The 26,449-nt window shown below is 67.3% G+C and carries 30 protein-coding genes and 1 tRNA gene; 15 read left to right on the forward strand and 16 right to left on the reverse strand.

Features of this window, described 5'->3' with window-relative positions; translation table 11 throughout:
* Positions 1-123 precede the first annotated feature (123 nt).
* The gene (locus BMZ25_RS10685; protein ID WP_092693339.1) at positions 124-765 is read left to right on the forward strand and encodes an alpha-ketoglutarate-dependent dioxygenase AlkB family protein; all 642 of its coding nucleotides are present in this window, start codon (positions 124-126) and stop codon (positions 763-765) included.
* On the opposite strand, the gene BMZ25_RS10690 is transcribed toward BMZ25_RS10685, so the two are convergent.
* Together BMZ25_RS10690 and BMZ25_RS10695 are read right to left on the reverse strand one after the other, a co-directional pair.
* Entirely contained in the window at positions 732-1,328 is a 597-nt protein-coding gene (locus tag BMZ25_RS10690; RefSeq protein ID WP_092693342.1) for an SH3 domain-containing protein, read from the reverse strand. The genes BMZ25_RS10685 and BMZ25_RS10690 overlap by 34 nt on opposite strands.
* Positions 1,325-2,146: an ABC transporter permease gene (locus BMZ25_RS10695; protein WP_092693344.1), complete on the reverse strand. Its 822-nt coding sequence runs from the start codon at positions 2,144-2,146 to the stop codon at positions 1,325-1,327. Before BMZ25_RS10695 ends, BMZ25_RS10690 begins: the two co-directional genes overlap by 4 nt.
* 158 nt (positions 2,147-2,304) lie before the next feature.
* Here BMZ25_RS10695 and cysQ point away from each other — a divergent pair, with 158 nt between their 5' ends.
* The 7 genes from cysQ to BMZ25_RS10730 are packed head-to-tail and all read left to right on the forward strand — an operon-like array spanning position 2,305 to position 10,759.
* Entirely contained in the window at positions 2,305-3,102 is a 798-nt protein-coding gene (cysQ, locus tag BMZ25_RS10700) for a 3'(2'),5'-bisphosphate nucleotidase CysQ (RefSeq protein ID WP_092693345.1), read from the forward strand.
* Positions 3,103-3,142: 40 nt separating this feature from the next.
* The gene (locus BMZ25_RS10705) at positions 3,143-4,405 is read left to right on the forward strand and encodes a glycosyltransferase family 2 protein (RefSeq protein WP_268874209.1); all 1,263 of its coding nucleotides are present in this window, start codon (positions 3,143-3,145) and stop codon (positions 4,403-4,405) included.
* 58 nt (positions 4,406-4,463) lie between these two features.
* On the forward strand, positions 4,464-5,360 hold the full coding sequence (gene galU, locus BMZ25_RS10710) for a UTP--glucose-1-phosphate uridylyltransferase GalU (RefSeq protein ID WP_092693348.1): 897 nt from the start codon (positions 4,464-4,466) through the stop codon (positions 5,358-5,360).
* Between the two features lie 21 nt (positions 5,361-5,381).
* Positions 5,382-6,623, forward strand: coding sequence for a glycosyltransferase family 4 protein (locus BMZ25_RS10715; RefSeq protein ID WP_092693351.1), 1,242 nt, complete (start codon positions 5,382-5,384; stop codon positions 6,621-6,623).
* A 9-nt stretch (positions 6,624-6,632) separates the two neighbouring features.
* On the forward strand, positions 6,633-7,643 hold the full coding sequence (locus tag BMZ25_RS10720) for a glycosyltransferase family 2 protein (protein ID WP_092693353.1): 1,011 nt from the start codon (positions 6,633-6,635) through the stop codon (positions 7,641-7,643).
* Positions 7,640-9,340, forward strand: coding sequence for a DUF5927 domain-containing protein (locus tag BMZ25_RS10725; protein ID WP_092693355.1), 1,701 nt, complete (start codon positions 7,640-7,642; stop codon positions 9,338-9,340). Before BMZ25_RS10720 ends, BMZ25_RS10725 begins: the two co-directional genes overlap by 4 nt.
* A gap of 3 nt (positions 9,341-9,343) precedes the next feature.
* Positions 9,344-10,759 (forward strand): nodulation protein NodH, encoded by a 1,416-nt coding sequence (locus tag BMZ25_RS10730; RefSeq protein WP_092693357.1) that lies wholly within the window; start codon positions 9,344-9,346, stop codon positions 10,757-10,759.
* Between the two features lie 18 nt (positions 10,760-10,777).
* Here BMZ25_RS10730 and BMZ25_RS10735 read toward each other — a convergent pair whose 3' ends face one another.
* The 6 genes from BMZ25_RS10735 to BMZ25_RS10760 all read right to left on the reverse strand — a co-directional run bounded on the left by BMZ25_RS10735 (position 10,778) and on the right by BMZ25_RS10760 (position 14,657).
* Positions 10,778-11,242 (reverse strand): PTS sugar transporter subunit IIA, encoded by a 465-nt coding sequence (locus tag BMZ25_RS10735; protein WP_092693360.1) that lies wholly within the window; start codon positions 11,240-11,242, stop codon positions 10,778-10,780.
* A gap of 46 nt (positions 11,243-11,288) precedes the next feature.
* Positions 11,289-11,867: a ribosome hibernation-promoting factor, HPF/YfiA family gene (hpf, locus tag BMZ25_RS10740; protein WP_092693363.1), complete on the reverse strand. Its 579-nt coding sequence runs from the start codon at positions 11,865-11,867 to the stop codon at positions 11,289-11,291.
* Between the two features lie 234 nt (positions 11,868-12,101).
* Entirely contained in the window at positions 12,102-12,860 is a 759-nt protein-coding gene (gene lptB, locus BMZ25_RS10745; protein ID WP_092693365.1) for an LPS export ABC transporter ATP-binding protein, read from the reverse strand.
* A gap of 1 nt (position 12,861) precedes the next feature.
* Positions 12,862-13,350, reverse strand: a complete 489-nt coding sequence (locus tag BMZ25_RS10750) for an LptA/OstA family protein (RefSeq protein WP_092693368.1) — start codon at positions 13,348-13,350, stop codon at positions 12,862-12,864.
* Between the two features lie 9 nt (positions 13,351-13,359).
* Positions 13,360-13,971 (reverse strand): hypothetical protein, encoded by a 612-nt coding sequence (locus tag BMZ25_RS10755; RefSeq protein WP_092693370.1) that lies wholly within the window; start codon positions 13,969-13,971, stop codon positions 13,360-13,362.
* Between the two features lie 74 nt (positions 13,972-14,045).
* On the reverse strand, positions 14,046-14,657 hold the full coding sequence (locus tag BMZ25_RS10760) for a ribonuclease D (protein ID WP_092693374.1): 612 nt from the start codon (positions 14,655-14,657) through the stop codon (positions 14,046-14,048).
* Between the two features lie 123 nt (positions 14,658-14,780).
* Here BMZ25_RS10760 and BMZ25_RS10765 point away from each other — a divergent pair, with 123 nt between their 5' ends.
* Together BMZ25_RS10765 and BMZ25_RS10770 are read left to right on the forward strand one after the other, a co-directional pair.
* The gene (locus BMZ25_RS10765; RefSeq protein WP_092693378.1) at positions 14,781-15,764 is read left to right on the forward strand and encodes an aminoglycoside phosphotransferase family protein; all 984 of its coding nucleotides are present in this window, start codon (positions 14,781-14,783) and stop codon (positions 15,762-15,764) included.
* Positions 15,765-15,813: 49 nt separating this feature from the next.
* Entirely contained in the window at positions 15,814-16,266 is a 453-nt protein-coding gene (locus BMZ25_RS10770; protein ID WP_092693381.1) for a DUF4174 domain-containing protein, read from the forward strand.
* Between the two features lie 13 nt (positions 16,267-16,279).
* Here the strand turns inward: BMZ25_RS10770 and BMZ25_RS10775 are convergent, their stop codons facing one another.
* Positions 16,280-17,233 (reverse strand): zinc ABC transporter substrate-binding protein, encoded by a 954-nt coding sequence (locus tag BMZ25_RS10775; RefSeq protein ID WP_092693383.1) that lies wholly within the window; start codon positions 17,231-17,233, stop codon positions 16,280-16,282.
* An 86-nt stretch (positions 17,234-17,319) separates the two neighbouring features.
* On the opposite strand from BMZ25_RS10775, the gene BMZ25_RS10780 reads away from it, so the two are divergent.
* The 4 genes from BMZ25_RS10780 to BMZ25_RS10795 all read left to right on the forward strand — a co-directional run bounded on the left by BMZ25_RS10780 (position 17,320) and on the right by BMZ25_RS10795 (position 21,021).
* Positions 17,320-17,805, forward strand: a complete 486-nt coding sequence (locus BMZ25_RS10780; protein ID WP_092693386.1) for a transcriptional repressor — start codon at positions 17,320-17,322, stop codon at positions 17,803-17,805.
* A complete protein-coding gene (locus BMZ25_RS10785; RefSeq protein WP_092693388.1) occupies positions 17,802-18,545 on the forward strand; it encodes a metal ABC transporter ATP-binding protein in 744 nt (247 codons plus the stop codon). Before BMZ25_RS10780 ends, BMZ25_RS10785 begins: the two co-directional genes overlap by 4 nt.
* The gene (locus tag BMZ25_RS10790) at positions 18,545-19,342 is read left to right on the forward strand and encodes a metal ABC transporter permease (RefSeq protein ID WP_092693483.1); all 798 of its coding nucleotides are present in this window, start codon (positions 18,545-18,547) and stop codon (positions 19,340-19,342) included. The genes BMZ25_RS10785 and BMZ25_RS10790 overlap by 1 nt, the downstream gene beginning before the upstream one ends.
* A 140-nt stretch (positions 19,343-19,482) precedes the next feature.
* A complete protein-coding gene (locus BMZ25_RS10795; RefSeq protein ID WP_177190447.1) occupies positions 19,483-21,021 on the forward strand; it encodes a bifunctional aminoglycoside phosphotransferase/ATP-binding protein in 1,539 nt (512 codons plus the stop codon).
* Here the strand turns inward: BMZ25_RS10795 and BMZ25_RS10800 are convergent.
* From BMZ25_RS10800 to BMZ25_RS10825, 6 genes are all read right to left on the reverse strand, one after another.
* Positions 20,997-21,872, reverse strand: coding sequence for an NAD(P)-dependent oxidoreductase (locus tag BMZ25_RS10800; RefSeq protein ID WP_092693392.1), 876 nt, complete (start codon positions 21,870-21,872; stop codon positions 20,997-20,999). The two genes, BMZ25_RS10795 and BMZ25_RS10800, sit on opposite strands and share 25 nt — an antisense overlap.
* Positions 21,873-21,934: 62 nt before the next feature.
* The gene (gene htpX / locus BMZ25_RS10805) at positions 21,935-22,861 is read right to left on the reverse strand and encodes a zinc metalloprotease HtpX (RefSeq protein WP_092693394.1); all 927 of its coding nucleotides are present in this window, start codon (positions 22,859-22,861) and stop codon (positions 21,935-21,937) included.
* A 128-nt stretch (positions 22,862-22,989) separates the two neighbouring features.
* Positions 22,990-23,253, reverse strand: a complete 264-nt coding sequence (locus BMZ25_RS10810; protein WP_092693397.1) for a recombinase family protein — start codon at positions 23,251-23,253, stop codon at positions 22,990-22,992.
* 308 nt (positions 23,254-23,561) lie between these two features.
* Positions 23,562-23,792, reverse strand: coding sequence for a hypothetical protein (locus tag BMZ25_RS10815; RefSeq protein ID WP_092693400.1), 231 nt, complete (start codon positions 23,790-23,792; stop codon positions 23,562-23,564).
* A 122-nt stretch (positions 23,793-23,914) separates the two neighbouring features.
* Entirely contained in the window at positions 23,915-24,121 is a 207-nt protein-coding gene (locus tag BMZ25_RS10820; protein ID WP_092693403.1) for a cold-shock protein, read from the reverse strand.
* A 304-nt stretch (positions 24,122-24,425) separates the two neighbouring features.
* Positions 24,426-24,512 (reverse strand) — tRNA-Leu (locus BMZ25_RS10825).
* A gap of 116 nt (positions 24,513-24,628) precedes the next feature.
* Here BMZ25_RS10825 and BMZ25_RS10830 point away from each other — a divergent pair.
* Positions 24,629-25,618: a complex I NDUFA9 subunit family protein gene (locus BMZ25_RS10830; RefSeq protein ID WP_092693406.1), complete on the forward strand. Its 990-nt coding sequence runs from the start codon at positions 24,629-24,631 to the stop codon at positions 25,616-25,618.
* Here BMZ25_RS10830 and BMZ25_RS10835 read toward each other — a convergent pair.
* Positions 25,615-26,418 carry an undecaprenyl-diphosphate phosphatase gene (locus BMZ25_RS10835; protein WP_092693409.1) on the reverse strand — a complete coding sequence of 268 codons (804 nt, stop codon included), beginning with the start codon at positions 26,416-26,418 and terminating at the stop codon, positions 25,615-25,617. The two genes, BMZ25_RS10830 and BMZ25_RS10835, sit on opposite strands and share 4 nt — an antisense overlap.
* Positions 26,419-26,449 lie beyond the last annotated feature (31 nt).

Raw genomic sequence — 26,449 nt, forward strand, 5'->3', positions numbered from 1 at the left:
AAGTCTGCCGGCCGGGGCATCCCCATCCGGCGTCTGGGCGTATATAAGGAGGGGGTCTGGACCCTGCAAGCCGCCCACGGGGGCAGATCCGGGCAAAAATGCAACGCTCTTTCCGGAGGCCGCATGGACCTGCGAAACCGCGTAAATCTTCGCGGCATCAATGTTTTTCGCGAGGCGCTCGATTCGGGGGAACAGCGCGGCATGCTGGACGACCTGCGCGAGGTCATCCGCGCCGCCCCGCTGGTGCAGCCCGAAACCGCCCGCGGACGGAAGATGTCCGTCCGAATGACGGCGGCCGGACGGCTGGGCTGGGTGTCCGATCGCCGGGGCTATCGCTACGAGTCGCGGCATCCTTCAGGCGTCGACTGGCCGCCGATTCCGGCCTCGGTGCTGGCCGTCTGGCACGCCGTCACGGGCAACGACCGGGTGCCCGATTGCTGTCTCGTGAACCATTACGGCGAAGGCGCGCGGATGGGCCTGCACCAGGATCGCGACGAGGGCGATTTCTCGTGGCCGGTCGTGTCGATCTCGTTGGGCGATGAGGGGCTGTTCCGCGTCGGCAACATCGAGAGGGGCGGCAAGACCGAAAGCCTGTGGCTGACCTCGGGCGACGTGCTGGAGATGGGCGGCGAGGCCCGTCTCGTGCATCACGGGGTGGACCGGATCCGGTTCGGGACGTCGTCACTTATGCCGAAGGGCGGGCGGGTGAACGTCACGCTGCGCGTCGTGGATCACGGCGAGACGGAGCAGCACCCGGTCAAATAGGTGGGCGCGCCGGGGTCAGATCGCAGCAGGTCGATGGTCAGGCCGTAGGCCCGCGACGACATCCCGTCCGAGCAGCTGGCGCGTGCCAGGATCGCGGTCGTGCCGCCGTAGACGCCGATGACGCTCCACCGGTCGGTGCGGCCTGACGCCTTGACCGGTTCGGCCAGCGCCACGGTCTCGTCGTCCTGATCCGGTGCGCCGAACGTCGCCTCGTCCCCGTCGATGGAGAAGGACCAGAAGGGTTCGGTGCCCGAGCAGGACAGCCGCGCGATGGGTTCGCCCGCCGTCTGATCGGGCTGCCGCTCGAGGAACGACAGAGAGGCCCATCCGCTCTGTTCGCCCGCATTCACCTGGCCCCAGCTGCCGTCGGGCCCCGAGGCCACGACCTCGACGTCCTGTCGGTCGGCGGCGAACTCTCCGATGATCTCGGCCTGTGCGTTCGGCTCGGCCCGGATGTTCAGGACGTCGTCCGTGGCGACCCCGCTCACCTCGTAGAGCGCCGGGAAGTCCTGCGCGGCGACGATCGAGGGGGCGAGGACGAGGGCGGCGGCAAGGCGTTTCATCTTCGGGCGCTCCAGCTGATCGAGGCGTGCTTGCGTGTATAGAACTCGCCCATCATGCCGACCATCAGCAGCCCGAGCGAGACATAGACTGGATACATGACCGCCGAGTTGTGCGGCCAGTAGTTCACGAAGGTGAAGCCCCGCGCCTGGTCGATCACGTGGAACAGCGGGTTCCAGGTGAAATAGGGCAGCATGACGGCCGGCAGCGTGTTGGCGACGAACATCTTGCCCGAGGCGATCATGTTCGCGCGGGTATAGATCATCGACGTCATGCTGACGAAGCTGGGGGCCCAGGGCTTGATCGCAAGGAAGATGATCCCGACGCCGACGCCCGAGAACCAGGCGAGGAACACCATCCCGAAGGCGCCCCTGGGGTCGTGGATCGTGATCGGGCCCCAGCCGACATGGTAGACATACAGCACGCAGGCCATCGACAGGACCTGGATATAGAGAGAGCCGAGCGCCGCCGAGGCGATCGAGATCGCCGTGGTCATCGGGGCGTGCTTCATCATCGGAGAGGCCGGCCCCTCGGACGAGATGATCGACTGCACGACCCGCGTGTGCACCATGTAGAGGAAAATCCCCGTCATGATGTACAGCATGAAGTCGCCCCGGATCGCCTGCCCCCGCATGCCCAGCACCACGAACAGCAGGTAGAAGATCATCACGAAGACGACCGTCTGGAAGATGTTGATCAGGATGGCGAACAGCGCGTTCGAGTGCGTCTTGCGCACGTTCCGGACGGTGTTGTGGTAGATCAGGTCCGCGATGCCGGCGGCCGAGGCGAGACCCGTTTCCCGTTGGGGGCGCTGGAACATGGACGTGTCTGCCTGTGCTCTCCCGTCGCCGACCCGGCCGGCCCCGTCGGTGTCGCATCGGCACCTTGCCGTGCGCTTAATCCGAAAGCATAAGGACAGGCAGAAATTTTATCAACTGCGGCGCGTGGACGGCCCGGGCGTCGTGCCAAGGAGGACGTATGGATTACGACACGCTGACTACGACGATGCGCCGGCTGGCCCTGGAAGCAGGGGCGAAGATCATGGAGATCTACGAGGCCGACGACTTCGACGTGCGCGCGAAATCCGACGATAGCCCCGTGACCGCCGCCGACGAGGCCGCGGACGCCCTGATCTCGGCCGGTCTGCGCGAGGTCTTTCCCGACGTCGCCCTGGTCACCGAAGAGCAGGCGGCCTCCCACGGCATCGACGCCAGCACGTTCCTGATCGTCGATCCGCTCGACGGCACGAAGGAGTTCGTGCAGCGGCGCGGCGACTTCACCGTGAACATCGCCTATGTCGAAGACGGCATCCCGGTCCGCGGCGTCGTCTACGCGCCCGCAAAGCAGCGGATGTTCTACACCGACTCCAAGGGGTTCACCTTCGAGGAAGTGGGCGAGCTGAAAATCGACGAGGTCGGCGAGACGCGGCCGCTCAAGGTCGCCGAGGCGGACAATTCCGCGCTGCGCGTGGTCGCCTCCAAATCCCACCGCGACCAGGCGACCGACGACTACATCTCGAAATACGAAGTCGAGGACGCCAAGAGCGCGGGCTCGTCGCTCAAGTTCTGCCTCGTGGCGACCGGAGAGGCCGATTTCTATCCGCGCCTCGGCCGCACGATGGAATGGGACACCGCCGCGGGGCATGCCGTGCTGCTCGGGGCAGGGGGCCACGTGGTGCGGTTCGACGATCACACGCCGCTGGCCTATGGCAAGGGCGGCTTCGCCAACCCGTTCTTCATCGCCTACGCACCGAGCGTGGATCTGAAGCCGGCCTGATGCCGGACCGTGGGCGGTGACGGCCCTTTCCGCGAGTGTCGTGATCGTCAGCCGCGCGCGATCCGATGACCTTGCCATGTGCCTGACCGCCGTGTCGCAGCTCTACTACCACCCCTACGAGGTGGTTGTGGTCGCGGACGCGGCGGGACTGGCCGCCGCGCGGGCCTCGCCGCTGGCCGGCCGGCTGAAGCTCGTCCCGTGCGAGCGGGCCAACATCTCCCACGCGCGAAATCTCGGGATCGAGGCGGCGGGCGGCGACGTGGTGGCCTTTCTCGACGACGACGCGGTGCCCGAACCGGCGTGGCTCGATCATCTGCTCGCGCCGTTCCGCGACGCCGAGGTCGGGGCGACCGGCGGTTTCGTGCGGGGGCGCAACGGTATCTCGTTGCAATGGGGCGCGCGGCGGGTCCGGTCGGACGGGCGCTGCGCCCCGCTGACGCTCGCGGGGGACGAGCCCGTCACCGTCGCCCCCGAGAGCGGGATCGTCGCCAAGACCGAGGGCACGAACATGGCCGTGCGACGCGCGGTCCTCGTGGCGCTTGGCGGCTTCGACACCGCCTTTGCCTTCTATCTGGACGAAACCGATCTGAACCTCCGCCTCGCCCGGAGCGGGCACGCCACGACCCTCGTCCCACGCGCGCAGGTCCAGCACGGCATGGCGCCGTCGGCCCGCCGCCGGGCGGATCGGATGCCGGCCGATCTGCACGACATCGGTGCCTCCAGCGCGGTGTTCTGGCGAAAGCACGGGGTTACGGACACCGCCATGGCCCGCGCCGCGCTGATCGCGGAGCAGCGGGGCAGGCTGGTCCGCCACATGATCGCGGGCCGCTGCGAGCCGCGGGATGTGAGCCGCGTTCTGGCGACGCTTCTTGCCGGTCTGGACGATGGGCAGGGCCGGCCCTTCGGGCTGGCGGCGATGCTGTCCGTACCGCCGCCCCTCGCGCCGGCCCGCGATGCGCCGCCGGTTCGGCAATGGGCGGTTCACGGCGGCCCAATCTGGAGGCACCGTCGGCTGAAAGATGCCGCAATAAACAGCGTGATGCGCGGCGTTCCGGCCACCGTCTTGCGGCTGTCACCAACCGCACTCTACCATAGGATGAGCTATACGTCGGAAGGCTACTGGTTGCAGACGGGTGGTTGGCTCGGACGCTCGGTCAGGAACGCGGCGGCCTTACAGGCGTTATCGTGTCGGACACGAGTAGGTGAAGAGTGTGACCGCCTCGCAAGCGTGCGTGCGCCGATCGACGGCCCAGGAATGAGTAATGGAAGTCGAACGGCCGGCCTCTTATACAACGAATGTTGATAAGGCCCGGCGCGGGCAAGATGATTTTCGGAATGCTGAAAGAAAAGGTGCGATCAAAATGAAGCGCAAGGTAACCAAGGCGATCTTCCCGGTGGCGGGTCTTGGAACCCGGTTCCTGCCGGCGACCAAGTCCATCCCCAAGGAGATCATGACGCTCGTTGATCGCCCCCTGATCCAGTACGCGATCGACGAAGCCCGCGCCGCCGGAATCACCGAGTTCATCTTCGTGACCTCGCGCGGCAAGAGCGCGCTCGAGGATTACTTCGACCGCGCCCCGGAACTGGAGATGTCGCTCGAGCAGAAGCAGAAGCACGAGCTGATGGAAGTGCTCGAGAGCACGAACATGGAATCGGGGGCGATCGCCTATATCCGCCAGCATCAGGCTCTCGGGCTTGGCCACGCCGTGTGGTGCGCCCGCCGCCTGATCGCCGAGGATGAACCCTATGCGGTGATCCTTCCGGACGACGTGATCGCGGCCGAGAAGTCCTGCCTCGCGCAGATGACCGAGGCCTACGAGGACACCGGCGGCTGCATGGTCGCGGCGATGGAGGTCGCGCCCGAGAAGGCGTCGTCCTATGGCGTGCTCGATGTCGAGAAGGACATGGGCGACAAGGTCAAGATCAAGGGCATGGTCGAAAAGCCCAAGGTCGACGAGGCCCCGTCGAACCTGGCCGTGATCGGCCGCTATATCCTGACGCCGAAGGTGCTCAAGAACATCTCGTCGATGAAGGAAGGCGCGGGCGGAGAGATCCAGCTGACCGACGCCATCGCCCAGGAAATCCCCAGCGACGAGGGTGTCTACGGCCTGCGCTTCCGCGGCCAGCGGTTCGATTGCGGGTCCAAGGCGGGCTTCCTGCAGGCGACGGTGGCCTTCGGCCTGAGCCGTCCGGACCTCGGCGAAGAGTTCTCGAAGTACCTCGACGAGATGGTGTCGCAGAAGAAGGCGGCACAATAACCGACGCGCCCCGCAGGGCCAGTGACCAGGGCACGTTGCCTTGATCTGACGCGACTCGTCAGCCGGGCCGGAACGGGCCCGGCCACGGGTATCGACCGGGTCGAGCGCGCCTATCTCGACCGACTGCTGTCCGAGGACGCGCCGCTCTACTGCCTCGTGCGGACGGCGGTCGGCCTTTCGCTTCTCGACCGGGACGGCGCTCAGGCGGTGCGCCGTCATCTCGACGGCCTGCCCTGGGGGCCGGGCGACCTTGCCGCGCGGGTCTCGCGAAGGCTTTCCCCGGTGCGGCGGCAGGCCGAGGCCACGGTGCGGCGGCTTGCCCTCGCCACTGCGCCGCGTCTTGCGCAGCGCCTGATGCTGTGCCGGTGGTTGCCGCCGGGCACCGTCTATTACAACACCGGTCATTCCAACCTGGACCCTCGGACGTTCGCCGCTTTGGCGGCGGTGCCGGACCGTCGCGTGGCCGTGCTGATCCACGACACGATCCCGATCGATCATCCCGAGTTCCAGCGTCCCGGCACCCCGGCGCGCTTCTCGGACAGGCTCGCCACCGCCGCGCGTCATGCAGACCGACTGATCTGCATCTCGCGTCACACCGAACAGGGCGTTCGCCGGCATGCGGGCGCGGCCCTGCCCTGTGTCGTCGCCCCGCTCGGGATCGACCCGCCGTCGCCGGACCCGGATGCGCTGCCGCCGGGCTTGCCGACGGAAAGGCCTTTTTTCGTCGCGCTCGGAACCATCGAGCCGCGCAAGAACCACGCCTTCCTGCTGGACCTCTGGGCCGCGCTCGAAGCCGGTCCGGACGAGACGCCGGCGCTGTTCATCGTAGGCCGACGCGGCTGGAACAATGCCGAGGTGTTCCGGCGGCTGGACAGCGACCCGATGATGGGCCGCAGCGTGTTCGAGCTGTCGGACCTTGGCGACGGGGCCGTGGCGGCCCTGTTGCGGGACGCCGCCGGCCTTCTTCATCCCAGCCATGCCGAGGGGTTCGGCCTGCCCCCGGCCGAGGCGGCGGCGCTGGGGACGCCAGTGATCGCTGCGCCGTTGGAGGTAACCCGAGAGGTGCTGGGTCACCTTCCGGTTTACGCCGATACGGCGGATCGGTATCTCTGGATGTCAGAGATCGGGCGGCTTTCCGCGGCACGACGGAAGAGGCAGGACGGCGCGCCGCGCCCGGCGACGGCTCTTCCGACCTGGCAGTCGCATTTCGAGACTGTGTTCGACGCGGTGGAGCCGGCCCGTCCGGTCGATGGTGCTGGCTGAGGGCAGGTAGTGAGTCTCACGCGGTTATACGCTCTGCGTCTTCAGCGCAAACGCTGGCTTGTCCGCGCCTTTCGCAAACGCCGCGACCTGACCCCGCTGAAGGACCGCACCCGGTCGATCCGGCGGGGGCACATCCTCGTCGCCTCGACCGTGCGGAACGAGCGCATCCGCCTGCCGTACTTTCTGCAGTACTACCGCGCTCTCGGGATCAATCACTTCCTGTTCGTCGACAACGGCTCGACCGACGGCACGGGCGTGTATCTCGCCGGCCAGCCCGACGTCTCGGTCTGGTACACGACCGCCAGCTACAAGCGCGCCCGGTTTGGAATGGACTGGATCAACCGGCTTCTGCGGCAGTACGCCCATGCGCACTGGACGCTGACCGTCGACGTCGACGAGTTCTTCGTGTTCCCGTTCTCGGACACCCGTCCGATCCGGGCGTTGACCGACTGGCTCGATGCGTCCTCGATCCGGTCGTTCGGGACGATCATGCTGGACATGTATCCCAAGGGCCAGCTGACCGAGCATCCCTATCGCGAGGGCCAGAACCCGATCGAGATCGCGACGTGGTTCGATGCCGGCAACTACATGATCTCGCGGAACCACCGCTACGCGAACCTCTGGATACAGGGCGGGGCGCGGGCGCGGGCGTTCTTTCCCGAGCAGCCCTGGCGGGCGCCGGCGCTGAACAAGATCCCGCTGGTGAAGTGGCACCGCGATTTCACCTATGTCAGCTCGACCCACATGCTGCTGCCGCGGGGGCTGAACCTGGTCTATGACGAGTGGGGCGGGGAAAAGCCGTCGGGGGTGCTGCTCCACGCCAAGTTTCTCGACACCCTGACCGAGAAGGCATCGGAAGAGATGGCACGGGGCGAGCATTACGCGGCTTCGGCCGAATACCTGTCCTATTACCGGACGCTGCAGAACAACCCCGTCATGTGGTGCAAGTGGTCCGAGCGGTACATCAACTGGCGGCAGCTCGAGATTCTCGGGCTCATGTCCAAGGGAAACTGGGCGTGACGGTCGGGTTCGTGATGCTGTGCCACGAGGCGCTGAACCGGGCGGCGCAGGTCGCGCGCCACTGGGCCGAGCGGGATTGTCCCGTGGTGATCCATGTCGATCGCCGGGTCGCGGACAAGCGCTTCGACCGGCTGGTCGCGGCCATGTCCGGCTATCCGAACGTCACCTTTTCCGAGCGGCGGCGCTGCGAATGGGGGACATGGTCGCTGGTCGAGGCGACGCAGCTCGCCGTGGACAAGATGCTGCACCAGTTTCCGGAGGTGCGGCACGTCTACCTCGCCTCCGGCTCGTGCCTGCCGCTGCGCCCGGTGGAAGAGCTCAAGGCATATCTCGACCGGCATCACGATGTGGACTTCATCGAAAGCGTCACGACCGAGGACGTGCCCTGGACAGTCGGCGGGCTGGATGCAGAGCGGTTCACGCTGCGCTTTCCGTTCTCGTGGAAGCGGCGCCGACGGCTGTTCGACACCTATGTCCGCCTGCAGCGTCGCGTGGGATTCCGGCGGCGCATCCCGCCGGGGCTCGAGCCGCACATGGGGTCGCAATGGTGGTGCCTGACCCGCCGCACCCTGACCCGGATCCAGGACTCGCCCGAGCGCGCCGCGCACGAGCGGTATTTCAGGCGCGTCTGGATCCCGGACGAGAGCTATTACCAGACGCTCGTGCGGCAACATAGCGAGCGCATCGAGAGCCGGTCGCTGACGCTCAGCAAGTTCGATTTCCAGGGCAAGCCGCACGTCTTCTACGACGATCACCTGCAACTGCTTCACCGCTCGGACTGCTTCGTCGCGCGCAAGATCTGGCCGTGGTCCGACCGGCTCTATGACGTGTTCCTCAAGGGCGGTGACGGGATGGCCCGGCGGGCCGAGCCCAATCCGGGCAAGATCGACCGCATCTTCGCCAAGGCGGTCGAGCGGCGCACGCGGGGGCGGTCGGGCCTGTACATGCAGAGCCGGTTTCCGAACCGCGGCTGGGAAAACGGCGTGACCTGCGCGCCCTATTCGGTGCTTCACGGATTTGGCGACCTGATCGAGGATTTCCCGACCTGGCTGCACCGGGCGACGGATTGCCGCGTTCACGGGCATCTGTTCGGACCCGACCGGGCCGAGTTCGCGGACGGCCAACGCGTCTATACGGGTGCGTTGTCGGATTCCGTCGACCTGCGCGACTACAACCCCGAGGCCTTCCTGACCTCGCTCTTGTGGAACACGCGCGGCGAGCGGCAGTCGTTCCTGTACGGACCGCGCGACACGGGCGGAATTCTGTCCTTGATGGTGGCCGATCCCAATGCGCAGATCTCCGTGGTGAGCGGGGCGTGGGCAGTGCCGCTGTTCCGTTCGGCGCAGGATTTCGCCGCGGTCCGGCGCGAGGCGGCACGGCTGCAGAAGATCGAGTCCGCGCAGCTCGCGCTGTTGCGAAGCGGGCAGACCAAGGCAAGAGTGCGGATCTGGTCGATGGCCGATTTCGTCGAGGCGCCGATGGAACCGCTGCAGAGCATCATCGACGAGATCGGCACCCGCGCCGCGCGCAACGTGAGCGAGGCGCCGACGATGGTTGACCTGACCGGCTTCGGACAGTTCCTGCAGAACCTAAAGAACGAGGGGATGCAGCCGCACCTGATGGGCGACTTCCCGGTCAACCCGAACTACGACCCGGCGCCCGCCGAACCGCGCAGGCGCCCCTACCTGATGAGGTGACGCATGGCTCCGCGGTTCGACTACTTCATGATCTGCGCCGAAATGCGGACCGGCTCGAACTTTCTTGAAGAGAACGTCAACGCGATCCCCGGCCTGCGGTGCTGGGGCGAGGCGTTCAACCCGGTCTTCGTTGGCCGGGCCGGGTCCACGAAGATGGCCGGTGTCACGATGGAAGAGCGGGACGCCGACCCGATGGTCCTGCTGTCGGCGATGCGGGCCCAAAGCCCGGGACTGGCCGGGTTCCGATATTTCCATGACCATGACCCGCGGATCGAAGAGCACTGCGTCGACGACCCGGCCTGCGCCAAGATCGTGCTGACCCGGAACCCGGTGGACAGCTACGTGAGCCTGAAGATCGCCCGCAGCACCGGGCAGTGGCGCCTGGGCGATCTCAAACAGGCCCGCAGCGCGAAGGTCCGGTTCGATCCGAAGGAGTTCGCCGCGCATCTGGACCGTGTGCGCGGGGCGCAGGAACGGCTGCTCCGCCGGCTGCAGGTGACTGGCCAGACGGCCTTTTACATCGGTTACGAGGACTTGGCCGACCTCGACGTGATGAACGGGCTCGCCGCGTTTCTCGGCGTGTCGGGACGGTTGGAGAAGAAGGCGACGCGGACGAAGGTCCAGAACCCGGCGCCGCTGTCGTCCAAGGTCGAGAACTACGACGAGATGACGGCGGCCCTGGGCGACCTCGACCGCTTCGCGATCTCGCGCACGCCGAATTTCGAGCCGCGCCGCGGGCCGAACGTGCCCGGCTACGTCGCGTCGTGCGATGTGCCCCTGCTGTACCTGCCGGTCGAGGGCGGGCCGCGCGCCGCGGTCGAGGGCTGGCTGGAGGGATTCGGCCCGACTCCCCTGATCCGCGGGCAGAGTCAGAAGGAGCTGCGCCAGTGGAAACGGAAAAGTCCGGGCCATCGCAGCTTTACCGTCGTGCGGCACCCGATCCGACGAATCCACGATACGTTCTGCCGCCGCATCCTGATGCCCGGCCGGGCCTGTTACGGCGAGATCCGCGCCACGCTGCGCAGCCATTACGGGGTGCCGCTGCCCGAGGGGGCGCCTGACGATCGCTACGATGCCGCGGCGCACCGCGCGGCGTTCCTGGGCTTCCTGGCGTTCGTGAAGGGCAACCTTGGCAACCAGACCAGCCTGCGGGTCGATGCCGCGTGGGCGTCGCAGTGGATGATCCTGCAGGGGATGTCCAAGGTGCAGCTGCCGGACATGATCCTGCGCGACGATCAGCTGTCTCAGGGGCTGCACCAGCTGTGCGCCCAGGTCGGCGCCGAAGCGCCCCCCGTCCCGGCGGAAGAGCCGGTCGGCCCGGTTCCGCTGGACGCGATCTACGATGCCGAGGTCGAGGCGACCGTGCGCGACATCTATCAGCGGGATTACGTGATGTTCGGGTTCCGCGCGCTGGCCTGAGCCGCGCGCGGAACGATCTCAGGCGGCCTGGATCGACGCCCCTTCGGTCAGCACGGCGTGCAGGGTCAGCGGGTCGACATTCGCCCGCAGCTTGGTGCACAGCGCGCTGTCCCGCATCGTCCGCGACACCGTCGCCAACGCCTTGAGATGTTCGACACCGGCATCCTCGGGGGCGAACAGGGCAAAGACCAGGTCGACGGGCTTGCGGTCCACGGCATCGAACTCGATCGGCTTTTCAAGGCGTACGAACGCGCCCTGCACCGATTCGAGGCCGGCGAGCCGGGCATGGGGCAGGGCAACGCCCTGCCCGACACCCGTGGGGCCCAGCCCCTCGCGTTCCAGAAGCGCCTCGACGACGTCCTGCGTGCGCAATCCATGCACGCTGGCCGCGATGTCTCCCAGTTCCTGGAAGAGACGCTTCTTGCTCGACAGGGTGCCGATCACCCGTACCGCAGACGGCTTGAGTAAGGTCGAAAGCTGCATGTGGTCCTGTCGTTTACGATCCGCTCAGGTTGCGGGGTTGGTTCGCTTAGGTGGTCGCGTTCGGGTCGATCCACCCTATGTTTCCATCGTCGCGCCGATAGACAATGTTCACCCCAGTGTCCTGCCTGTCGTTGCGGAAGACCAGCAACGGGGCACCTGCCAATTCCATCTGCATAACCGCTTCGCCGACCGAGAGCGAGGGAATGCTCGTCTCAATCTCGGCGATGATCATCGGGTTAAGGCTGTCGGGTTCGGTGTCCTCGTCGGCTGTCGATGAGGCGAGGATATACGAGGCGGCAGAAGAGAGTTCAACCGGCTGCGAGCGGTCCTTGTGATGGTCCTTCAGCCGCCGCTTGTAACGGCGCAACTGCTTTTCCATCTTCTCGTTCGCCTGGTCGAAGGCGGAATAAATCTCGGTCGCGACACCCTTGGCCTGGACGGTCAGGCCGGTGGACAGGTGCACCACGCTTTCGCAGCAATACTCGTGAGCGCTCTTGGAAAAGATCACCAGGGCGTCCGTCGGCCGGCCCGGATACTTGGCGATGACCGAATCGATCTCGGTGCGAACGTGGGTCTGCAGCGCCTCGCCAATGTCGATCTGCTTCCCACTGATCTGATACCGCATATCTCCTCCTTCTTGTTCACGTGGGGGATCTCTTGACCCGAGCCTGTCAGGGCTGCGTGGCCTTGAGCGTGGAAAATCCTGGAAAGCTACGTCGACACGTCCGGCTCGACCGGAAGGGAGCGGGGTTTGGTCTGGCCGGCGGCCTGACGCAAACGGGGCGGATCGCGTCTTTCATCCTACGTATTTGGCGATACTTGGCGGGCCGCGTCAATGTTCCAGACTCGACAAAGATAGTCAGGAAATCCGGAAGCCCTCGCCCAGATAGACGCGGCGCACGTTCTCGTCGCTGACGACCTCGTCGCTCGTTCCGCTCATCAGGATGCTGCCGGCATGAAGGATATAGGCCCGGTCCACGACGCCGAGGGTCTCGCGCACGTTGTGGTCGGTGATCAACACGCCGATTCCCCGTGTCTTTAGGTCCGCGACGAGCTGCCGGATCTCGGCGACGGCGATCGGATCGACGCCTGCGAAGGGTTCGTCCAGCAAGAGGTACTTCGGATCGGCGGCCAGGCAGCGGGCAATCTCGACCCGGCGCCGTTCGCCGCCCGATAGGGCCGGCGCGGGAGTCCGGCGCAGGTGGCTGATCGAGAACTCGCTCAGCAGCTGCTCCAGCCGTTCGCGCCGTTTGGCGCGCCCCGGCATCGCGATCTCGAGAATCGAGAGGATGTTGTCCTCGACGCTGAGGCCCCGGAAGATCGAGATCTCCTGCGGCAGGTAGCCGATTCCCAGCTTGGCCCGCCGGTACATCGGCAGTGCGGTCACGTCGCGCCCGTCGATGGTGACGGTGCCGCCTTCGAACCCCACGAGGCCCGCGACCGAGTAGAAGCACGTCGTCTTGCCCGACCCGTTCGGCCCCAGCAAGGCCACGACCTCGCCGCGCTGAAGCTCGAGGCTGACATCGCGCAGCACTGGCTTCTTGCGATAGCTCTTCTGGAGGTGGCTCACCCGGAGCCCGCCCGAGCCCTCGGCCAGTTTCAGATCGGGCTGCGCCATCTCAGTTGTCGCCGGTCTGGAAGATCGTGCGCACACCGCCTTCCATGGTTCCCGTCCCGGTGGTCAGATCTATCACCAGCCGGTCCGACGAGAGCGTGTTGGGCCCCTGGGTCAGCAGCACCTCGCCGGTCATCGTCACGTTGCCGCTTTCGATCTCGTAGACGGCCTCCTGCGACTCGGCGGCTTCCTCCGGGGTCACCAGGGTGACGCCGCCGCTGGCCTGCATTTCCTGGATGCGGCCCTGCTCGCCCGAGGCATAGACGACCTGCACACGCTCGGCGGTCAGGGTCATCTCCCCCTGCGTCACGGTCACGCCGCCGGTGAAGACGGCCGTTCCGTCGGTCTGGTTCACCTCGAGCTGCTCGGCGTCGACCTCGACCGGAAGGCCCGTGTCCTGCGTCAGCCCGCCCATGTCGATACCCGTTCCCTGCGACCACGCCGCCGGGGCGACGAGAAGGGCGGTGGCAAGGACGGCGAGGTGGCGGCGCATCGGCATCTCCTAACGACTTGGCGGCGTGTATACCAAGTGAACGCCGTCATTGAACACCACATGATAATCGCCCGCGCCGGTGCTGCCACGTTCGACGCGCATGCCGCCCGCCGTGAGCGTGCCCGGCGGTCCCTCGGCGCGAACCTCTCCGGGCGCTTCCGCAAGTGCGGAATCGAGCCGGGCCTGCATGGTGTCGGTCTCGGCGACATAGCCCGTCGACGTCTCGACGCGCACGCCGCCATCCAGCGTCGCAATGCGGTCGGGGTCGTCGAACAGGCCCCCGCCCGAGCGCAGGTCGAGCCACCCGCCGCCGGGCGTTTCGAGACGGCCCGAGACGCCATCGGCCCTGAGCCGCGTGGTGTCCCCGTCCTGGGGTCGTGCGGCCTCGGCGCTGAGCCGGATGCGCGCGCCGTCATCGGCCACGCCGGCGAAGTCGGGCTTGCCGATCCGCTGTTCGCGCAGCACCTCTTCGACGTCTCCCTCGGCGTAGGGCAACGCGGATTCGGGGTCGAGCCGCTCGGAGATCAGGAACACGGTCGACAGGATGGCGAGCGCGAGCAGGGGCAGCAGCACCTTCAGCCAGGCGACGATCCGCGAATATGTGTTGTCGTAGTTGGCCACGCGCCCCCACACCTCCGGTTGGCGGTTAATGTAATGTTGTGGACGGGCGGACAGAAGACCGGCATGCGCGCCGCTCAGTGTGCGAAAATGTCGAGCTCGGGCCAACCGGCCAGGTCGAGGCGGGCGCGCGTCGGCAGGAACTCGAAACAGGCCTGCGCCAAATCGCCGCGATCTTCGCGCAGCAGCCGCGAGTCCAGCGCCTCTTTCAGCTGGTGCAGGTAGAGCACGTCCGAGGCGGCGTAATCGACCTGCGCCGAACTGAGCGTGTCGGCGCCCCAGTCCGACATCTGCTGCTGTTTCGAGATGTCGATGCCGAGCAGCTCCTGGCACAATTGCTTGAGCCCGTGCCGGTCGGTGTAGGTGCGGATCAGCTTGCTCGCGATCTTGGTGCAGTAGACGGGCGTCGCCAGGGCGCCGAAGGCATTGTACATCGCCGCGATGTCGAACCGTCCGAAATGAAAGAGCTTCAGCACGGCGGGGTCGCGCAGGATCGCCTCGATGTTCGGCGCGCTGGTCTGGCCCTTGGCGATCTGGACGACATGCGCGTTCCCGTCACCGCCCGACAGCTGCACGACGCACAGCCGGTCGCGGTGCGGGTTCAGGCCCATCGTCTCGCAGTCGATCGCCACCATCGCGCCCAGGTCCAGACCGTCGGGCAGATCGCCGAGATGCAGGTGGTTGGCCATGGCGTTTCGCTCCTTCTCTGCACCGCTGCGGCATAGCGGAGCCCCGGACGCCGCGCAACTCGGGCGCTTGTGCCGGTGCCATCGCGATGTTTAGCCTCTGTGAACTTTTTGTGACGGAGCCCCATGCCGCCAGTGATGAAGGACGAGGTGATCGAGGACGCGTTCGCGACCGCCGCGCGCGTCACCGGCCCCAATGCAATCGAACACGGCTCGCTCGAGCTTGTCACCTGCAATGACAAGCCCCAGGGCAGGACTGTGGTACTTCGGGCGCGGCTGGCCGAGACCGGAGCGCCGGTGGTCGTGAAGCGGCATTTCGGACCCGGTGCGAGCGACGTGACCACCCACGAGATACGAAAGAGCCGCCAGATCGCTCGAGGGCTGGACGGGCCCTTGCACCGCGTTCCGACAATCCATCAGCACATTCCGGCCGAGAATGCCTATATCGCCGAAGAGTTGCGGGGCCCGACGCTGCAATCCCGCCTTCTGACGAAAAATGTGTCGCGCGAGGCGTTGCTCGACCCGATCGAGCAGACCGGCGCGATGCTGGCGCGGGTTCACGCGATCACGCCCGAAGAGCGGCGGGAGCCGTCGCTCGCACGCTTCACGAGCTTCGCCGAGACGTTCGCCGCACGTGCCGCGCGGCGCGGCGCGGACGATCCGGGCCACGTGCTCGCACGGCGGCTGATCGAACTGCTGCCGCGCTGCGGGCACCTGACCGACGGGTTCGGACTGACCCACGGCGACGCCAACCCGCGGAACGTGCTGTTGCTGGAGGCCGGGCTGGGGCTCATCGATTTCGAGCAGGCCGGCAAGCGGATCTTTTCGTACGATTTGGCCGCTTTCCTGGTCAGGATCGGCATGATCTGTGATCCGGATGGAACCCGCGGACCGTTGCCGGAACCCTTCGTGTCGCGGTTCGAGCGTGGCTACGGTGCGGCGGTCGCGGACGATCCGGTCGTCAGGCTCCGGACCAAGCTGGCCCTTCTGCAATGCCGCGACTGGGAGATGTGGGACATGCCCGACGAGTTTCCCGAAAAGGCCCAGAGGCGCGCCCGGTTGGACCGCATGATGCGGCAGGCCGCCGATGACGTCGAGGTGTTCGGCTGACGGCTTGCCGCAGCCGCCAGTGCCCTAGACTTCGGGACGGAGGTGACACATGCGATCGAGACTCATGGCGACATGCATGGCCGGCGCGGCGCTGGCGGTGTTCGGAATGGCGTTCGGGCCGGCCGATGGCCGGGCCGCGGCCGGGGATGACGTGTTCGGCCCGCTCCCGGCGGACACCGCGACGCTGGATGCCTACAAGTGGCAGAACCGCCCCGTTCTTCTGTTCGCACCCGGCAAGGACGATTCCGCCTACGCCGAGCAGATGCGCATCTTCGAGACGGCGCGTGCGGGTCTTGCCGAGCGCGAGGTCGTGGTCCTGAGCGACACCGCGCCCGACGTTGGCGGTGCACTGCGCGAGGCCTACGGGATCGACGGCTTCACGATGATCCTCGTCGGCAAGGACGGCACCATGAAGCTGCGGGATCATGCGCCGATTCCTGCCGCCGAACTGTTCGCGCGCATCGACTCGATGCCGATGCGCCGACGCGAGATGCGAGAGTGACGGCAGCGCCGCGTTAGCCCGCGCAGTCCGCGATCGTCCGGGCCATGCCGCGTAGCAGGTCGGAATAGAGACTGGCCCCCGGCTCGTACGCGATCCCGAGCGGATCGAGCACGCCGGTCTGGACCGTGCCCTCGAAGACGCTTTCGACAAGGCCGGGATCGAACTGCGGTTCGGCAAAGACGCAGGCGACGCCGAGATCCGCCACCTGATCACGGATCGTGTCGATCCGCGCGGGGCTGGGATCGCTGGCGTCGCTGACCGACAGCGCGGCGGCCGCGGGAATGCCGAAGCGATGCTCGAAATAGTGGTAGGCGTCGTGGAAGACGACGAAACCGCCCGCGCGGACGTCCGACAGCTCTGTCCGGATGTCGTCGCTCAGGGTCTGCAGGTCTGCCACGGCGTCCGCCGCGTTGTTCCGATAGGTCTCGGCGTTCTCCGGGTCTGCCTCGGCCAGCGCGTCGGCGATGTGCCGGGTCCAGACAATCGCGTTCTGCGGGTCCAGCCAGGCATGCGGATCGACACCCTCGTGGGCGTGATCGTCATGGGCCTCGCCATGGTGGGCGCTTTCGTCGTGCTCGTGGTTATGCCCGCCGTGTTCGTGCTCGTGACCGAAAATCGGGCCGTCGCGGAAGTCGAGGCGGGTGGTCCCCTCGGTTTCCAGTAGCTCGACGATCATGGCATCCGATCCCAGCGTCTCGATGCTGGAGGCGAGCCAGGGGGTCAGCGTGCCGCCGGTCCAGACGACGAGGTCCGCGTTCTGCAGGGCGCGCGCCTCGGAAGGACGCATGGAATACCCGTGGGGCGAGGCACCCGGCTGCACCAGCAGCTCGGGGGCGCCGACATCGCCCATCACAGACGCGACGAGAGAATGGACCGGGGGAATGTCCGCGACGACGGTGGGCGCCTGGGCCGAGGCCGGCAGGACGCCCCCGAGGCTCAGCCCGAGGGCCAGGACGAGACGTTTCATTTCAACTCCAATGTTATTGTGTAACATGGCTTGCGGTCGTACATGTGATGCTATTACATTGCAAGCTCTGGATGATGGAGCACGATATGGCACTCTTGGGGTTCGAGCGGCACGATCACGACAGCTGCGTCAGCGACACGCTGTCGGCGGCCGAGGCGCATTGTGCCGAAGCCGGCCTGCGCCTGACGCCCGTGCGGCGGCGGGTGCTGGAGATCCTTCTGGAGCGGCATCGCGCCCTCGGCGCCTACGATATCCTCGAGACGCTCGCGGCCGAGGGACTGGGTTCCCAGCCGCCGGTGGCCTACCGGGCGCTCGACTTTCTCGTGAAGGCAGGGTTCGTGCACAAGATCGAACGCCTGAACGCCTATGTGGCATGTGCCCACCCCGGCGACAGCCACGCGCCGGCCTTCATGATCTGCCGCTCGTGCGATTCGGTGGCCGAGGCGCAGGCGTCGCTGGCCGCGGGCGCGCTGGGGGACGCCGCGAAGGCCGCCGGGTTCCGCATCGAGCGCACCGTGGTCGAGGCCGAGGGGCTCTGCCCGGGCTGCCTAAAGCGCGGGGACGCCACATGAGCCTCGTCAGTCTGAAGGATGTGTCGGTGTCCCTCGGGGCGCAGCGGGTGCTGGACCACGTCGACCTGTCGATCGAGCCCGGAGAGATCGTGACCGTCGTCGGGCCGAACGGTTCGGGCAAGTCAACGCTGCTGCGCACGATCATCGGGGCGCTCAAGCCACGGGGCGGACAGGTCAGCCGGCAATCCGGGCTCAGGATCGGCTATGTGCCGCAGCGGCTGCACGTGGACCCGACCCTGCCGCTCACGGTTCACCGGTTCCTCGGCCTGCCGCGCCGCGTGTCGCGTGCGGCGGCCCGCGAGGCGTTGGACAGGGCGGGGGCCGGCGGGCTGGACGGGCGGCAGATGGCGGGTCTCAGCGGCGGGCAGTTCCAGCGTGTCCTGCTGGCGCGGGCGCTTTTGGAAAAGCCGGACCTGCTGATCCTCGACGAGGCGACTCAGGGGCTGGACCAGCCGGGGGCGGCCTCTTTCTATCGCCAGCTGGAGGGGGTGCGCGCGCAGATGGGCTGTGCCGTGCTGATGGTCAGCCATGATCTGCACGTGGTGATGAGCGCGAGTGACCGCGTGATCTGCCTGAATGGCCATGTTTGCTGCGAGGGCACGCCGGATGTCGTCGCCTCGGCGCCGGAATACCGGGCGCTGTTCGGGTCGGGCACGCAAGGCGCGCTGGCGCTGTACCGGCACAGTCACAGTCATTCGCACGATTCGTGCGGATCACATCACGCGAGTGCGGCGGAATGATGCTGGACGATTTCCTGGTGCGGGCCGTGCTCGCGGGTCTTGGCGTGGCGCTGGCGGCGGGGCCGCTCGGCTGTTTCGTCGTATGGCGGCGGATGGCCTATTTCGGGGACGCGACGGCCCATGCCGCGATCCTCGGCGTGGCGCTGTCTCTGGCGCTGTCGACCTCGATCTTTGCCGGCGTTCTCGTCGTGTCGCTGCTGATGGCGGTGACGGTCTCGGCTCTGAGCGGGCGGGGCTATGCGATGGATACGCTGCTGGGGGTCATGTCCCATTCGGCGCTGGCCTTCGGGCTGGTCGCCGTGTCGTTCCTGAGCGGGGTGCGCGTCGACCTGATGGCCTATCTCTTCGGCGACATCCTCGCCGTGACGCGGGGGGATCTGGCGGTGATCTGGGGCGGTGCGGTGCTGGTCCTGTTGCTGGTCGGGCTGCGCTGGTCGGCGCTGCTGACCTCGACGCTGAACCCGGACCTCGCGCGGGCCAGCGGCGTGAACCCGGGGCGTGAACAGACCGTGCTGACCGTGGCGCTGGCGGTGACGGTCGCGGTCGCGATCAAGGTGGTCGGCGTGCTTCTGGTGGCGGCGATGCTGATCGTGCCCGCGGCGACCGCACGGCCCTTTTCCCGCACGCCAGAGATGATGGCGGCGGTGGCGGGCGGGGTCGGCGTCGTGTCGGTGCTGGGCGGGCTCCGCGCGGCCTTCGTGCTCGACACGCCGGCGGGTCCCACGATCGTCTGCGTGGCGGCGGTGCTGTTCACGGCGGCCAGCACTGCGTCGATGCTTCTTCCCTCCCGATCCTAGCCGTCGCGCGACTTGACCCACGTCAACGCACCGGCGGTCTGTCGCCCGTTAACGGATGAAGGCGGGAACGCAGGCGCGGTGCCAGACGCTTCTGTCCGGTGCGGCCGGGCCGCGGCATGAACAGAGACGACGAGGTAGCGATGGCCGAGCAGGACGATGTGATCGCCTTTCTCTCGGATCCCGCAACGCATGGCGGGGCCGAGGTGAACACGGTCGAGACCCATGGCGCGTTCGTCTTTCTGGCCGGGGACAACGCGCTGAAGGTCAAGCGCGACGTGGCCTACGACTACATGGATTTCTCGACCCTCGAATCGCGTGAGACGATGCTGCGTCGCGAGCTGGACCTGAACCGTCCGGCAGCCCCGGAGATCTATCGTGACGTGGTTCCGGTCACGCGGGACGGCGACGGTCTGGCGCTGAATGGCGACGGCGAGCCGGTGGAGTGGGTGCTGCGGATGTCCCGCTTCGACACCGAGGACGAGCTGTCGCGCGTGGCCGAGCGTGGCGAGCTGTCCGACGACCTTGCCGACGCGCTGGGGAGCGTCGTGGCCGGGTATCACCGGGACGCGCCGCGCCGCGACGCCGACGGCGCCACGCTCATCGCCGAGATCGTCGACGAGCTGGCCACCGCCTTTGACCGGATGCGGCACGAGCTTGGCTCGGACGAGGTCGACGTGTTCATCGCGCGGCTGCGGGCCGAACACGCCACGCAAGCCGCGCTGTTGACCCGCCGGGGCGAGGCAGGGCGCGTGCGGCGGTGCCACGGGGATTTGCACCTGCGGAACCTTGTCCTGATCGAAGGCCGGCCCGTGCCCTTCGACGCGCTGGAATTCGACGAGACCCTGGGCACCTGCGACGTACTCTACGATCTGGCCTTCCTCTTGATGGACCTGCGGCACAGGGGGCTCGGGGCGCAGGCCAACCGCACCCTGAACGCATGGCTGCGCGAGTCGGACGAGGCGGACGATGCGGGGCTTGCGGCGCTGCCGTTGTTCTTGGCCGTGCGGGCCGCGATCCGGGCTATGGTCGATGTCCAGACCGATGCGGCCGCGGGTCACGAGGGGCAGTCGACGGATGACGCGCGGGCCTATCTCGCCGAAGCGATCGGCGATCTCGCGCCGCGCGCGCCGCGGCTGGTGGCCGTGGGCGGGCTGTCGGGCACCGGCAAGACGACCGTGGCGCGTGGATTGGCGCCCCATGTCGGGGCCGGCGTCGGCGCCGTCCACCTGCGCAGCGACGTCGAGCGCAAGCGGTTGGCCGGGGTCGACCCGCTGACCCGACTGTCGCCCGACGCCTATGACAGCGCAAGCGCCGCGCAGGTCTATGACCGCCTGTCCGGGCGGGCGGCGGCGCTGCTGGCCGCGGGGCAGTCCGTGGTGATCGACGCGACCTGCCTCGATCCCGGCGAGCGCGACGCGCTGCGCCGCCTGGCCGAAGGGGCGGAGGTGCCGTTCACCGGCCTCTGGCTCGAGGCCGATGCCGAGGTTCTCGCGCGGCGGGTGTCCGACCGGCACGGCGACGCCTCCGACGCGGATGCCGAAGTGGTGGCGAAACAGGCCGAACGCGATATCGGCCCGCTCGACTGGGAGCGGGTCGATGCAGGTGGCCCACCGGAGACGGTCATCGCGGCGGCGCGCGCGCGCCTTCCCTTCGATCAGGACCTGGGCGGCAGTTCGTAGAGCCGAAGGATGTCCGTCTGGTTGCGCCCGCCCAGTCCGGCGGCATCCGCGTTGCGGAAGCTCTGTTGCGTCGCCCGCGCGACCGGAACCTCGGCCCCGGCCTGCGCCGCGGTCTGGTCGATGATGCCGAGGTCCTTCAGGATGCCCGAGACGGGGAAGTTCACGGCGTCCGTGCCCTCCAGCATCTGCGTGCCATAGGTCTGCATCATCGGGCTGGCCACCGGCGTCTGGCAGAAGATGTCGAACGCCCGGCGCCGGTCCACGCCCAGCCGTTCCGCCATGCCCAGCAGTTCGGCCATCTGCGCCTCCTGCGCCGCCAGCATGCCGTTGATCACCAGCTTCACGGTCGTCGCGGCGCCATTGTCGCCGGCATGATGCGTGGCCTTGCCCATCGCGTCGAAGGCGGGCTGCGCGCGGCGGGCCGCGTCGGGATCGCCGCCGACGATGATGACCAACTCGCCGCTTTCCGCCGGCGGCAGCGTGCCGGCCACCGGCGCGTCGATCAGGTCGATGCCGCGTTCCCGCGCGACCGCGGCCAGTTCGCGGCACCACGCAACGGAGATGGTCGAACATTCGACCGCAACGGCCTGCCGGTCCATCCCGCCGAGGGCGCCGGTCTCCTCGTCGGCCCACAGCGCGCGCGAAGCGTCGTCGTCCAGCACCATCGAGACGACGATCGCGGCGCCGCGAGCCGCCTCGCGCGGGGTCTGCGCCTCGGTGGCGCCCTTGCGGATCAGGTCGTCGGCCTTGCCGGGCGAGCGGTTCCAGACGGTCAGGTCGTGCCCCGCGTCGAGGATGTTCCGGGCCATGCGCGACCCCATCGCGCCGAGCCCGAGGAATGCGATCTTCATTGTCGTCTCCTTCGGTCGTCGGAGCCGTCAGCTAGGGCCGCGCGCCGCGATGACGACCCCGCTCAGCCCCACGGCCCACGCGTGTGCTGCGGGTCGGGCTGAGATGGCGCGGCCTTGCCCCACGGCGTGCCCTGTTCCGACGTCCGCGGTGCCGAGCCGCCGCCGCTCATCCGGCGCAGCTCGGCGACACGGTTCTCTGTCGCGGGGTGTGTGGCGAACAGGCTGTCCCTCTTGTGCGCATGCAGCGGGTTGATGATGAACATGTGTGCCGTCGCGGGATTGCGCTCGGCCGCGTCGTTGTCGATCCGCGAGGCGCCCTGCTGGATGCGCTCGAGCGCCGAGGCGAGCCACAGCGGGTTGCGGCAGATCTCGGCCCCCGCCTTGTCGGCGGCGTATTCGCGCGTGCGGCTGATCGCCATCTGCACCAGGGCCGCCGCCATCGGGGCGAGGAACATCATCGCCAGCGTCCCCACGAGGCCCAGCCTCTCGCGGCTGCCGCCGAAGAACAGCGCGAAGTTCGCCAGCATCGAGATCGCACCGGCAAAGGTCGCGGTCACGGTCATGATCGCCGTGTCGTGGTTGCGGATATGTGCGAGCTCGTGCGCGATCACGCCCGCCAGCTCTTCGCGGCTGAGGCTGCGCATGAGCCCGGCGGTGACGGCGACGGCGGCGTTGTTCGGGCTTCGCCCGGTGGCAAAGGCGTTCGGCTGCGGCGTGTCGATCAGGTAGACCGCCGGCATCGGCAGGTCGGCCTGCTTCGCCAGCTGCGCGACGAGCTCGTTCAGGCCCGTGCGGTCGTCGGGGGGAACCTGCCGCGCATTGTGCATGCGCAGCACCATCTTGTCGGAGTTCCACCAGGTGAAGACGTTCATCGCGGCCGCCACCGCGAGCGCGATGACCATGCCGCCGGTCCCGGCCAGAAGATAGCCGATTCCCATGAAAAGGGCGGTCATCGCCGCCATCAGCATCGCTGTCTTGACGTACCCCATCTCGTCTCCTCCGGCGCCGCCGGTCGTGGCGGCCGAGAGGGATATAGGTGCGCCCGGAGGGTGCGCAAAGCGCCACTGGCCCGCACCGCGCCACGCCGGCGGGCGCTGCGCGGTGCGCGCCGGGCGGATCAGTCGCCGCCCAGACCCATGTTGTCCATCATGTGACGGTTCATCTGCTGCGACTCTTCGTCGGTCGTGCCGGCCAGCACCATTGCCTCGATCGCGCGCTCGCGGATCTGAGAGATCAGCGAAAGCAGTTCGTCGCGCGAGAAGCGATCGGTGCTTTCCTGCACCAGCGTGGCGGTCAGGCTGATCTGGGTCAGGCGTTCGAGAATGGCGGTGAATTGCTCTCCGTCCAGATCGCGTCCGGGCAGTTCCAGTTGATCGGCCAAGGTGGCTCCTTTCCAGTATCGTGCGGGCGTCGTTTCGTGGCCGCGGGCTTGAAGGTGCGGGCGTCCGGAGTTCAAGCCTTTTCCACGCACATGGGCACACTGCCGACTTTGAGACCGGCGCTTCTTCTCGCGGCGATGCGGGGAAAAGGAGCGGGGCAAGCGCCTAGAAGGCAAGGATTGCGCAATTCGGGCGGCCGCGGGCACCTGCCCACGCCTAGTGTCGTCGGCGCAGTCGAACGGTACCGGCGCGGCATTGCTCGGGCGATGCGCGACCACCCGTCCTGACGGTACCGCGGCGTCGTCGGCGATCAGCTCTTGGTTTTGGCCTTTCCGGCCTTGCGCTTGGGGGGCTTTTCCGGGGCGTTCGCCGCGTCTTCGCGGATCTCGGCATCCCGTTGAAGCCGGGCGGCTCGCAGGCGCTCGGTCTTCTTGGCGCGCTCGCTGGCTTCACGGTCGATGATCTCGGTCGCGATCGCCGTCGTCTGTTCGGCGCGCGTCTCCGATTTCGACGGGCCCGGAACAGATTTCTTCGAACTCATGGGACCACCTTTATGGATCATCTCGGCCGCCTTGGGCGGCAAGAGGCCGGAGCGCGAAAGCCGCGCTCCGTCGAGCTTCGTATCCGGCAGGGGACGTCGGAACGCCCGCTGCCGGCATTAGATCACGCGAGTTCGAGGTTCGTCGCGGACTGACGGCCGTCGCGGCCGTTCTCGATCTCGAAGGTCACCTTCTGGTTGTCCTTGAGTTCAGAGAGGCCCGACCGCTCGACGGCCGAGATGTGGACGAACACGTCCTTGCCGCCGGATTCCGGCTCGATGAAGCCGAAGCCTTTGGTGGAATTGAACCATTTCACGGTGCCAGTAGCCATACCGTTATCTCCAGTTGTTGCGCCGTCCGCGGAATGCGACGGCATTGGCCGTGTCAGTTTCGATCAGTCAACTGAGGCCGACGAAGCGGAGACAGAGGGTCGAGCAAAAGACGTAAGCATCCCAGAGATGGCTACTCGGCAGATGAATTGCAATATGCGCAGGGATTTATCGTCTGCCCGGTGGAAGAATCTTTTCAGCATCCGGTCGGGTCTGGAAGCGGGTCTAGGCTGTCATGTGCCCGAAGACAGGCAAGAAAAAGGCCCTCGAAAACTTAAGTTTTCGAGGGCCTTTTTGATTGCACATTGGTGCCCAGGAGTGGACTCGAACCACCACGTCCATACGGACACTAGCACCTGAAGCTAGCGCGTCTACCAATTCCGCCACCTGGGCCGGTGTGCGTGGCGGGCTGATAAAGGCCCTGTCAGGGGGTGTCAACGGGGATTCGCGCCTTGTCTGCAATCGGGCCGGTCGATAAGACCTGAACAGCCGAGAAGGGGATCCGACACATGTCTAAGCTCGTCACGATCTATGGCGGTTCCGGCTTCGTCGGGCGGTATATCGCCCGTCGCATGGCCCAGCAGGACTGGCGCGTGCGCGTCGCCGTTCGCCATCCGCACGAAGCGGGATTCGTGCGCACCTACGGTGTGGTCGGTCAGGTCGAGCCCGTGTTCTGCAATGTCCGCGACGATGATTCCGTCAATTCGGTCGTCGGCGGGTCGGATGCTGTCGTCAACTGTGTCGGCATCCTGGCCGAGCGTCGTCGCCAGACCTTCGAGGCGGTGCAGTCGCAGGGCGCTGCCCGGATCGCGCGGGCCTGCGCCAACGAGGGCGTGCCGCGGCTGGTACAGCTTTCCGCCATCGGCGCCGACGAGAACAGCCCGTCGGAATACGCCCGCACCAAGGCCGCGGGCGAGCAGGCCGTGCTCGACGCCTTTCCCGATGCGATGATCCTGCGGCCCTCGATCGTGTTCGGACCCGAGGACGATTTCTTCAACCGCTTCGCGGGCATGACCCGGCTCTCGCCCGTCCTGCCGGTCGTCGGCGCCAAGACGCGGTTCCAGCCGGTCTATGCCGACGACGTCGCGCGCGCGGCCGTCATGGGCGTGCTGGGACAGGCCGGTCCGGGCATCTACGAACTCGGCGGCCCCGACGTGCAGACGTTCCGCGAGCTGATGGTCGAGATGCTGCAGTTGATCCAGAAGCGCCGGATGGTCGTGAACGTGCCCTTCGGCGTCGCGTCGTTGATGGGGCGCGGGTTCGACGGCATCACCAAGGCGACCGGGGGGCTGGTGACCGGTCCGCTGACGCGCGACCAGGTGGCCAACCTGCGGGTCGACAACGTGCCGTCGGGCCAGTATCCGGGCCTGAAGGAGCTTGGCATCGACGCCACCGCGATGGAGGCGGTGCTGCCTGAGTACCTGTGGCGCTTCCGTCCCGGCGGGCAGTACGCGGCGATCAAGGATTCGGCGAAGAACTTCCGCCGGACCCGCTCCTAGGTATAAGCAATCGCCAGCAGGACGATCCCCAGCACGACGCGGTAGATCACGTAGGGCGTGAAGCTGACCACCCGCGTCAGCCGCATCATCAGGTGCAGCGCCAGCAGCGCCGAGACGAAGGCGAACAGCGCGCCGATGGCCGCGTCCCGCGCCAGGGTCGCGTCGGCGTCCATCACGACTTCGGCCCCCAGCAGCAGGCCCGAGGCCATGATCGTCGGTATCGACATCAGCATGGCCAGGCGCGCGCCATCGTGCCGCTTGTAGCCCAGATACCGCGCCGCCGAGATCGTGATCCCCGAGCGCGAGGTGCCGGGAATCAGGGCGACTGCCTGCCACAGCCCCATCGTCAGCGCGTGGCGCAGCGTCCACTGGTCGGCGGTGCGTTCCAGTCGGCCGGCGTGGTCTGCCCAGTAGAGCACGACGCCGAAGATCAGCATGGTCCAGCCGATCACCGCGGTCGAGCGCATCATGTCGCTCAGCCCCGTGATGTTAATAACCAGTCCGAGAAGCACGACCGGAATCGTCGCGATGACGAGGCACAGAGCCAGCCAGCCGCCCTGGCTTTGGACGCGGCCGCGCAGCAGTTCAGGGATGCCGGCGAGGGCCCGCGCGACGTCGCTTCGGAAGTAGAGGATCACCGCCCCGAGCGTGCCCACGTGAACGGCGACGTCGATCGTCTGGCCCTGGTCTGCGAGCCCCGTCAGCTGAGGAAGGAGAATCAGGTGTCCGGATGATGAGATCGGAAGAAACTCGGTGAGCCCCTGAATGACGGCCACCAGCAGAAGATGCAGCAACGGCATCGAGACACCTTTCGCGCGAGGTTTGGCGCCA

Origin of the sequence: Tranquillimonas rosea (assembly GCF_900111315.1) — a bacterium.
GTDB lineage: Bacteria > Pseudomonadota > Alphaproteobacteria > Rhodobacterales > Rhodobacteraceae > Tranquillimonas > Tranquillimonas rosea.